This is a genomic window from Mycobacterium sp. ACS1612, assembly GCF_001667505.1.
GTDB lineage: Bacteria > Actinomycetota > Actinomycetes > Mycobacteriales > Mycobacteriaceae > Mycobacterium.
Window position 1 is genome coordinate 57,591 of sequence record NZ_LZHZ01000002.1, and the last position, 8,510, is coordinate 66,100.

An 8,510-nucleotide genomic window follows, 5' to 3' on the forward strand; every position below is an offset into this window, starting at 1 on the left:
GCAATGTCGACATTCATTGGTCAACTCGTCGGGTTCGCGCTCATCGTGTTCCTGGTGATGCGCTACGTCGTACCGCCGGTGCGCAGGATGATGGCCAACCAGCAAGAGGCCGTGCGCAAGCAGCTTGAGGACAGCGCCGAGGCCAAGGAGCGGTTGACCGACGCCGAGAAGGCGCACGAAAAGGCCCTCGAGCGAGCCAAGGCCGAGGCCAAGCAGGTGACCGAGGAAGCGCGGGTCGACGCGCAGCGCATCATCGAACAGCTGCACGCACAGGCCGATGCCGAGGTCGAGCGGATCAAAGTGCAAGGCGCTCAGCAAGTTCAGCTGCTGCGCGCCCAGCTGGTTCGCCAGCTGCGCGGCGACCTCGGCGCCGAGTCCGTTCGACGCGCAGGCGAGCTGGTCAGGGAACACGTCGCGGACGCCGATGCGCAAGCGGCAACAGTTGACCGGTTCATCGACGAACTCGACGCGATGGCCCCGTCGGAAGCGGTCATCGAAGACCGTGCGACGGCGCGACTACGGTCGGCAAGCCGGGAGTCGCTGGCGGCGCTGGTCGACAAGTTCGACGAGTTGACCGCCGACCTCGGCGCCGACCAGTTGTCTTCGGTGGCCGAGGATTTGGCGTCCGTGGCGAAGCTGCTGGCGAGTGAGTCGATCCTGACGCGTCATCTCGCCGACCCGGCCGACAATCCGTCGGCCAAGCTGGGCCTGGTCGACGCGCTGTTCGACGGCAAGATCGGCGATACCGCGCTCGAGATCCTGAAGGCCGCGGTATCGGGGCGCTGGTCGTCCGACGCCAACCTGGTCGACGCCGTCGAGCATGTCGCGCGGTTGGCACTGCTGGTCCGCGCCGAACGCGAGGACGCAGCGGGTGACGTCGAGGAACAGCTCTTCCGGTTCAGCCGCATTCTGGACGGCGAGCCGCGGCTGGCCACTCTGCTGAGCGACTACAGCGCGCCCGCCGAGGGCCGGGTCAAGCTGGTCCGAGACGTTCTCGGCAGCGGCTCCGGCGTGAATGACACCACGGTTCAACTGCTTTCGCAGACCATCGAGTTGCTCCGCGGTGAGCGCGCCGACGAGGCCGTGCTGGATCTGGCTGAGCTCGCGGTGGCCCGCAGGGGCGAGGTGGTCGCCCACGTCAGTGCCGCCGCCAGCCTCAGTGACGCGCAGCGGACCCGGCTGACAGAAGTGCTGACCCGCATCTACGGCCACCCGGTTTCAGTGCAGTTGCACATCAACCCCGATCTGCTCGGCGGGCTGAACATCGCCGTCGGCGACGAGGTGATCGACGGCACCCTGGCATCGAAACTCGCGGCCGCAGAAACCAAGCTGCCCGACTGACCGACAACGAACGACAAGACCCCACACCGTAAGAGCAGGAAGACGAATCATGGCAGAGTTGACCATCTCCGCTGACGACATCCAGGGTGCGATCGAGGATTACGTCTCGAGTTTCACCGCCGACACCGCCCGCGAGGAGATCGGTACGGTCATCGACGCGGGCGACGGTATCGCACACGTCGAGGGCCTGCCCTCCGTGATGACCCAGGAGCTGCTGGAGTTCCCCGGCGGCGTGCTGGGTGTGGCGCTGAACCTCGACGAGCACAGCGTCGGCGCCGTCATCCTCGGCGACTTCGAGAAGATCGAAGAGGGTCAGCAGGTCAAGCGCACCGGCGAGGTGCTGTCGGTGCCAGTCGGTGACAAGTTCCTCGGTCGCGTCGTCAACCCGCTCGGTCAGCCTATCGACGGTAAGGGCGACATTGAGCCGGAAACCCGTCGCGCCCTGGAGATTCAGGCGCCGTCGGTGGTGCAGCGCCAAGGCGTGAGCGAGCCGCTGCAGACCGGTATCAAGGCCATCGACGCGATGACCCCGATCGGTCGCGGCCAGCGCCAGCTGATCATCGGTGACCGCAAGACCGGCAAGACCGCGGTGTGCGTGGACACCATCCTCAACCAGCGGCAGAACTGGGAGTCCGGCGACGAGAAGAAGCAGGTCCGCTGCGTCTACGTGGCCATCGGCCAGAAGGGCACCACCATCGCCTCGGTGGCACGCGCCCTGGAAGAGGGCGGTGCGATGGAGTACACCACCATCGTCGCTGCGCCGGCTTCGGACTCCGCCGGCTTCAAATGGCTTGCGCCGTATACCGGTTCGGCGATTGCGCAGCACTGGATGTACAACGGCAAGCACGTGCTGATCGTGTTCGACGATCTGTCGAAGCAGGCCGAGGCCTACCGCGCGATCTCACTGCTGCTGCGTCGCCCGCCGGGCCGCGAGGCATACCCGGGCGACGTGTTCTACCTGCACTCGCGGCTCCTGGAGCGTTGCGCGAAGCTCTCCGATGAGCTCGGCGGGGGCTCGATGACCGGCCTGCCGATCATCGAGACCAAGGCCAACGACATCTCGGCATACATTCCGACGAACGTCATCTCGATCACCGACGGCCAGTGCTTCCTGGAATCCGATCTGTTCAACCAGGGTGTGCGCCCGGCTATCAACGTCGGCGTGTCGGTGTCCCGCGTCGGTGGCGCCGCACAGATCAAGGCCATGAAAGAGGTGGCGGGCTCACTGCGACTGGACCTTTCGCAGTATCGCGAGCTGGAATCGTTCGCCGCGTTCGCCTCTGACCTGGACGCGACGTCGAAGGCGCAGCTGGAGCGTGGCGCCCGGCTGGTCGAGCTGCTCAAGCAGCCGCAGTACCAGCCGCTGGCGGTCGAGGAACAGGTCGTTTCGATCTTCCTCGGCACGGAGGGGCACCTCGACTCCGTGCCCGTCGAGGACGTCGGCCGGTTCGAGGCCGAATTCCTCGACCACGTGCGGGCGTCGGAAGGCGAAATCCTCAAGCAGATCCGCGAATCGGGCAAGCTCGGCGATGAGCTCAGCGACAAGCTGGTCGAGGTGATCAACCAGTTCAAGAAGGGCTTCGCGGCCTCGGACGGCAGCTCCGTCGTTCCCGACGAGCACGTCGAAGCGCTGGATGAGGCCGACCTCGAAAAGGAATCGGTGAAGGTTCGCAAGCCGGCACCGAAGAAGAAGTAAGCAGTCATGGCAGCCACACTTCGCGAGTTGCGCGGGCGCATCCGCTCAGCCGGGTCGATCAAGAAGATCACCAAGGCTCAGGAGCTGATCGCGACGTCGCGCATCGGCAGGGCACAGAACCGCCTCCAGGCGGCGCGGCCGTACGCCTTCGAGATCACCGCGATGCTGACGAACCTTGGCAATGAGGCGGCGCTCGATCATCCGCTGCTGGTCGAGCGCGATGACCCGAAGCGGGCCGGTGTGCTGGTTGTTTCGTCGGACCGCGGGCTCTGTGGCGGGTACAACTCGAACGTGTTCCGGCGCGCCGAGGAGCTGTTCTCGCTGATCCGCCAGGAGGGCAAGACGCCAATCGTCTACACCGTCGGGCGAAAAGCGTTGAACTACTACCGGTTCCGCAATTGGAAGATCACCGACTCGTGGAACGGCTTCTCTGAGCAGCCGACCTATGAGAACGCTCAGGAGATCGCTTCGACGTTGGTCGACGCGTTCATGGCCGGCGCCGACGACCACGGCGACGACCCGGGACCTGACGGCATCCTCGGACTGGATGAGTTGCACATCGTCTCCACCGAGTTCAAGTCGATGATGTCGCAGAACGCGGTCGCGCATCGCATTGCGCCGATGGTGGTCGAATACGTCGAGGAGGACACGGGTCCTCGCACCCTGTACTCGTTCGAGCCCGACGCGACAACGCTTTTCGATGCGTTGCTGCCGCGATACCTGGCCACCCGCGTCTACGCCGCGCTGCTCGAGTCGGCTGCGTCGGAGCTGGCGTCGCGCCAGCGGGCGATGAAGTCAGCCACCGACAACGCCGACGACCTGATCAAGGCGCTCACCCTCGAGGCCAACCGCGAGCGGCAGGCCCAGATCACCCAAGAAATAAGCGAGATCGTCGGCGGCGCGAATGCGCTGGCCGACGCCGCCGGACGTTAGCCCCGTAGAGAGAAGAAGAAATGACTGCTACCGCCGAAAAGACCGAAAAGGCAAATAACAAAGACACCAATGGCCGGGTGGTCCGGGTGACGGGCCCGGTCGTCGACGTTGAATTCCCTCGCGGCTCAGTGCCGGAACTCTTCAACGCGCTGCACGCCGAGGTGGCATTCGAGGAGCTCGCCAAGACGCTGACCCTCGAGGTGGCGCAGCATCTCGGCGACAACTTGGTGCGCTGCATCTCGCTGCAGCCGACCGACGGTCTGGTCCGCGGCGTCGACGTGGTCGACACCGGCGCCTCGATCTCGGTGCCTGTGGGCGACGGCGTGAAGGGCCACGTCTGGAACGCGCTCGGCGCGTGCCTGGACGATAAGGAATACGGAAAAGATTTCGACCGCTGGCCGATCCACCGCAAGCCGCCGGCCTTCGACGAGCTCGAACCCCGCACCGAGATGCTCGAGACGGGCCTCAAGGTGGTCGACCTGCTGACCCCGTACGTGCGTGGCGGCAAGATCGCACTGTTTGGCGGCGCCGGCGTGGGCAAGACCGTGTTGATCCAGGAGATGATCAACCGTATTGCCCGCAACTTCGGCGGTACTTCGGTGTTCGCCGGTGTGGGTGAGCGCACCCGTGAGGGCAACGACCTGTGGGTCGAACTTGCCGACGCGGACGTGCTCAAGGACACCGCGCTGGTGTTCGGTCAGATGGATGAGCCGCCGGGCACCCGTATGCGGGTTGCGCTGTCGGCGCTGACGATGGCGGAATTCTTCCGCGACGAGCAGGGCCAGGACGTGCTTCTGTTCATCGACAACATCTTCCGGTTCACGCAGGCCGGCTCCGAGGTGTCGACACTGCTCGGCCGTATGCCGTCGGCGGTGGGTTACCAGCCGACGCTGGCCGACGAGATGGGTGAGCTGCAGGAGCGCATCACCTCGACCCGTGGCCGCTCCATCACCTCGATGCAGGCCGTGTACGTGCCCGCCGACGACTACACCGACCCGGCGCCCGCGACCACGTTCGCTCACCTCGATGCGACCACCGAGCTTTCGCGCGCGGTGTTCTCCAAGGGCATCTTCCCGGCGGTGGACCCGCTGGCCTCGAGCTCGACCATCCTCGACCCTGCGGTCGTCGGCGACGAGCACTACCGCGTCGCCCAGGAAGTCATCCGAATCCTGCAGCGCTACAAGGACCTTCAGGACATCATCGCGATCCTCGGTATCGACGAGCTGTCCGAAGAGGACAAGCAGCTGGTGAACCGGGCGCGTCGTATCGAGCGCTTCCTGAGCCAGAACATGATGGCGGCCGAGCAGTTCACCGGCCAGCCGGGTTCGACGGTTCCGGTCAAGGAGACCATCGAGGCGTTCGACCGACTCACCAAGGGAGAATTCGACCACGTGCCCGAGCAGGCGTTCTTCCTGATCGGTGGTTTGGAGGACCTGGCGAAGAAGGCCGAAGGCTTCGGCGTGAAGCTGGAGGACAGTGGCAGCGCTCCCGCGGATTCGGACGAGGGCGAGAAGAAGGATGCCTAGGTTTTGCCTGCACCGAAAGGTGATGTGAGATGGCCGAACTGAACATCGACATCGTCGCAGTCGACCGCAAGATCTGGTCGGGGGAGGGCACCTTCCTGTTCACCCGCACCACGTCGGGTGAGATCGGCATCCTGCCCAACCACATCCCGTTGGTCGCCCAGTTGGTGGACGACGCGATGGTCCGCGTCGAACGGGAAGGCGAGGACGATCTTCGGATCGCGGTCGACGGCGGTTTCCTGTCGGTCACCGAACACGGCGTGACCGTCCTCGCGGAGAGCGCTGAATTCGATTCGGAGATCGACGAAGCCGCCGCGCAGCGCGACGCCGAGTCCGACGATCCAGCGACCGCCGCCAAGGGCCGGGCCCGGCTGCGCGCCCTGGGTCAGCTCGACTAGGTACGACGATGAGCGCGTCCATGTTGTTGATGGTCGCGCTGGTCGGCGTACTGCTGTGTGTTTCGGTCGCGCTGAGTTATCGGCTCTGGAAGTTGCGGCAGGTCGGCGGTACGGCCGCGATCCTGCGCGACGTCCCGGCGGTGGGCGGACATGGCTGGCGCCACGGCGTAATGCGCTATCAGGGTGGGGAGGCCAGCTTTTACCGGCTGTCGAGTTTGCGCTGGTGGCCCGACCGCAGGTTGAGCCGTCGAGGGCTCGAGATCGTGGCGCGGCGGTCGCCGCGCGGCGACGAGTTCGACATCATGACAGCCGAAATCGTCGTGCTGGAACTGCGTGACACCCATCCGGATCGCCGTCGTGGATATGAGGTCGCGCTGGATCGTGGTGCGCTGACGGCGTTTCTGTCCTGGCTCGAGTCGCGGCCGTCACCGCGTGCCCGACGCCGGACGTTTTAAGTCGTCCGGCGGGCAGGAGCGTACCGACCCGCGGGAATTACCTTGCGGGACCGCCGGGTTGCCACAGCACGTCGCCGTCGGGGTTGGCCACCCGCGACAGGATGAACAGCAGATCCGACAGCCTGTTGAGGTATTTCGCGGGCAGCACGCTGACCGAGTTCTGATGCGTGTCCACGGCATGCCATGCCGACCGCTCGGCCCTGCGCGCCACAGTGCGCGCCACGTGCAGCAACGCGGATAGCGGTGTACCTCCGGGCAGCACAAACGAATTCAGGGCGGGCAGCGGTTCGTTGAACTCGTCGCACCAGGATTCCAGCCGGTCGATGTAGCTCTGAGCGATCCGCAGCGGCGGATGTTCCGGATTCTCGACCACTGGCGTGGATAGGTCAGCGCCCGCGTCGAAGAGGTCATTCTGAATCTGCAGCAGCACCTTGCGAATTTGTTCACTGGGGTTTCCCAATGCGATCGCAACACCAATCGCGGCATTTGTCTCATCGCAATCGGCGTATGCGGCCAGTCGTGCGTCATTCTTTGAGACCCTGCTGAAATCGCTCAGGCCGGTGGTCCCGTCGTCGCCGGTCCGGGTGTATATGCGGGTCAGGTGAACTGCCATGGTCAAACGGTACCGGGCACGACGGTCTGGAAACTGACACCGTCCCGCAGCGCTGTTTACACTAACCCGCGTGAGCGAGCGATTCGTGGTGACCGGCGGAAACCGGTTATCGGGCGAAGTTGCTGTCGGGGGGGCCAAAAACAGCGTCTTGAAGCTGATGGCGGCGTCGTTGCTGGCCGAGGGGACCAGCACGATCACGAACTGTCCTGACATCTTGGACGTGCCGCTGATGGCGGAGGTTCTCCGCGGCCTGGGCGCAACTGTCGAACTCCATGGTGACGTTGTGCGGATCACCTCGCCGGACGAACCGAAGTACGACGCGGATTTCGCCGCGGTCCGCCAATTCCGCGCATCGGTGTGCGTGCTGGGACCGTTGGTCGGGCGGTGCAAGCGGGCCAAGGTGGCACTGCCCGGCGGTGATGCGATCGGGTCCCGTCCGCTGGATATGCATCAGGCGGGCCTGCGTCAGTTGGGGGCGCGGTGCAACATCGAGCACGGCTGCGTCGTCGCCGAGGCCGAGCACCTGCGGGGCGCCGAGATCCAGCTGGAGTTTCCGTCTGTCGGCGCGACGGAGAACATCCTCATGGCCGCCGTCGTCGCCGAGGGCGTCACGACGATTCACAACGCGGCGCGCGAACCCGACGTCGTCGATCTGTGCACGATGCTCAATCAAATGGGCGCCCAGATCTCCGGGGCGGGAACGCCGACGATGGTCATCACCGGCGTGGACCGGCTGTATCCGACCGAGCACCGGGTGATCGGCGACCGCATCGTCGCGGCCACGTGGGGGATTGCTGCTGCGATGACGCGGGGCGACATCTCGGTGACCGGTGTCGACCCGCAGCACCTCCAGTTGGTGCTGCACAAGCTCCACGATGCCGGAGCAACCGTCACCCAGACCGACGACGGCTTCCGGGTGGTGCAGTACGAGCGGCCGAAGGCGGTGAACGTCGCCACCCTGCCGTTCCCGGGCTTCCCGACCGACCTGCAGCCGATGGCGATCGGCCTTGCCTCGATCGCCGACGGCACGTCGATGATCACCGAAAACGTCTTCGAGGCGCGGTTCCGATTCGTCGAGGAGATGATCCGGCTGGGCGCGGACGCCCGCACCGACGGCCACCATGCGGTGGTGCGGGGAATCCCCCAGCTGTCCAGCGCCCCGGTGTGGTCGTCGGACATCCGGGCCGGCGCCGGGCTGGTGCTGGCCGGGCTGGTCGCCGACGGCGACACCGAGGTCCACGACGTGTTCCACATCGACCGCGGCTACCCGCTGTTCGTGGAGCAACTCGTCAGTCTGGGCGCCGAAATAGAGCGAGTCGCGTAGCTGCTCGCCGGTTGGCGGACCCCGTTTTGGCGCGTGGGGCGAAAGGGCGTATTGTTTATCGAGAAGCCCACGGCCCCAGGCCATTAGGACTGGCGGACGGGGTTTGACGTCTCTGTCCACATGCAGTATAGTGGCGGGGTTGCCTGCAGCGCGGGTGTGTTGTTTGAGAACTCAATAGTGTGTTTGGTGGTTTTTGTTTGTTGTTTTTTGCCGCCCCTTTTTTTCCC

General features: G+C 65.3%; 8 protein-coding genes. 7 read left to right on the forward strand and 1 reads right to left on the reverse strand.

The features are described 5' to 3' along the window. Nucleotides 1–3 precede the first annotated feature (3 nt). From A5724_RS01060 to A5724_RS01085, 6 genes are read left to right on the forward strand one after another with little or no spacing between them, the layout of a single operon-like run. Nucleotides 4–1,341, forward strand: coding sequence for a F0F1 ATP synthase subunit B/delta (locus A5724_RS01060; protein WP_067794797.1), 1,338 nt, complete (start codon nucleotides 4–6; stop codon nucleotides 1,339–1,341). A gap of 49 nt (nucleotides 1,342–1,390) precedes the next feature. Then, complete coding sequence (atpA, locus tag A5724_RS01065; RefSeq protein WP_067794800.1) at nucleotides 1,391–3,037, forward strand: F0F1 ATP synthase subunit alpha; 1,647 nt, start codon at nucleotides 1,391–1,393, stop codon at nucleotides 3,035–3,037. Between the two features lie 6 nt (nucleotides 3,038–3,043). Continuing rightward, nucleotides 3,044–3,970, forward strand: coding sequence for a F0F1 ATP synthase subunit gamma (locus tag A5724_RS01070; protein ID WP_067794802.1), 927 nt, complete (start codon nucleotides 3,044–3,046; stop codon nucleotides 3,968–3,970). Nucleotides 3,971–3,990: 20 nt separating this feature from the next. Then, a complete protein-coding gene (gene atpD / locus A5724_RS01075) occupies nucleotides 3,991–5,496 on the forward strand; it encodes a F0F1 ATP synthase subunit beta (protein WP_067794805.1) in 1,506 nt (501 codons plus the stop codon). A 29-nt stretch (nucleotides 5,497–5,525) separates the two neighbouring features. Beyond that, the gene (locus A5724_RS01080; RefSeq protein WP_067794808.1) at nucleotides 5,526–5,891 is read left to right on the forward strand and encodes a F0F1 ATP synthase subunit epsilon; all 366 of its coding nucleotides are present in this window, start codon (nucleotides 5,526–5,528) and stop codon (nucleotides 5,889–5,891) included. Between the two features lie 8 nt (nucleotides 5,892–5,899). Next, nucleotides 5,900–6,346, forward strand: a complete 447-nt coding sequence (locus A5724_RS01085; protein ID WP_067794813.1) for a DUF2550 domain-containing protein — start codon at nucleotides 5,900–5,902, stop codon at nucleotides 6,344–6,346. Nucleotides 6,347–6,383: 37 nt separating this feature from the next. On the opposite strand, the gene A5724_RS01090 is transcribed toward A5724_RS01085, so the two are convergent. Further along, nucleotides 6,384–6,959 (reverse strand): cob(I)yrinic acid a,c-diamide adenosyltransferase, encoded by a 576-nt coding sequence (locus A5724_RS01090; protein ID WP_067794816.1) that lies wholly within the window; start codon nucleotides 6,957–6,959, stop codon nucleotides 6,384–6,386. Between the two features lie 70 nt (nucleotides 6,960–7,029). On the opposite strand from A5724_RS01090, the gene murA reads away from it, so the two are divergent. After that, nucleotides 7,030–8,283, forward strand: coding sequence for a UDP-N-acetylglucosamine 1-carboxyvinyltransferase (murA, locus tag A5724_RS01095; protein ID WP_067794820.1), 1,254 nt, complete (start codon nucleotides 7,030–7,032; stop codon nucleotides 8,281–8,283). Nucleotides 8,284–8,510: the final 227 nt, after the last annotated feature.

Excerpts from the sequence above, each read along its gene's own strand:
- A5724_RS01090 (WP_067794816.1), bottom strand. The coding sequence starts at position 6,959 with ATGGCAGTTCACCTGACCCGCATATACACCCGGACCGGCGACGACGGG.
- A5724_RS01080 (WP_067794808.1), top strand. The coding sequence starts at position 5,526 with ATGGCCGAACTGAACATCGACATCGTCGCAGTCGACCGCAAGATCTGG.
- atpD (WP_067794805.1), top strand. The coding sequence starts at position 3,991 with ATGACTGCTACCGCCGAAAAGACCGAAAAGGCAAATAACAAAGACACC.
- A5724_RS01060 (WP_067794797.1), top strand. The coding sequence starts at position 4 with ATGTCGACATTCATTGGTCAACTCGTCGGGTTCGCGCTCATCGTGTTC.
- A5724_RS01085 (WP_067794813.1), top strand. The coding sequence starts at position 5,900 with ATGAGCGCGTCCATGTTGTTGATGGTCGCGCTGGTCGGCGTACTGCTG.
- atpA (WP_067794800.1), top strand. The coding sequence starts at position 1,391 with ATGGCAGAGTTGACCATCTCCGCTGACGACATCCAGGGTGCGATCGAG.
- A5724_RS01070 (WP_067794802.1), top strand. The coding sequence starts at position 3,044 with ATGGCAGCCACACTTCGCGAGTTGCGCGGGCGCATCCGCTCAGCCGGG.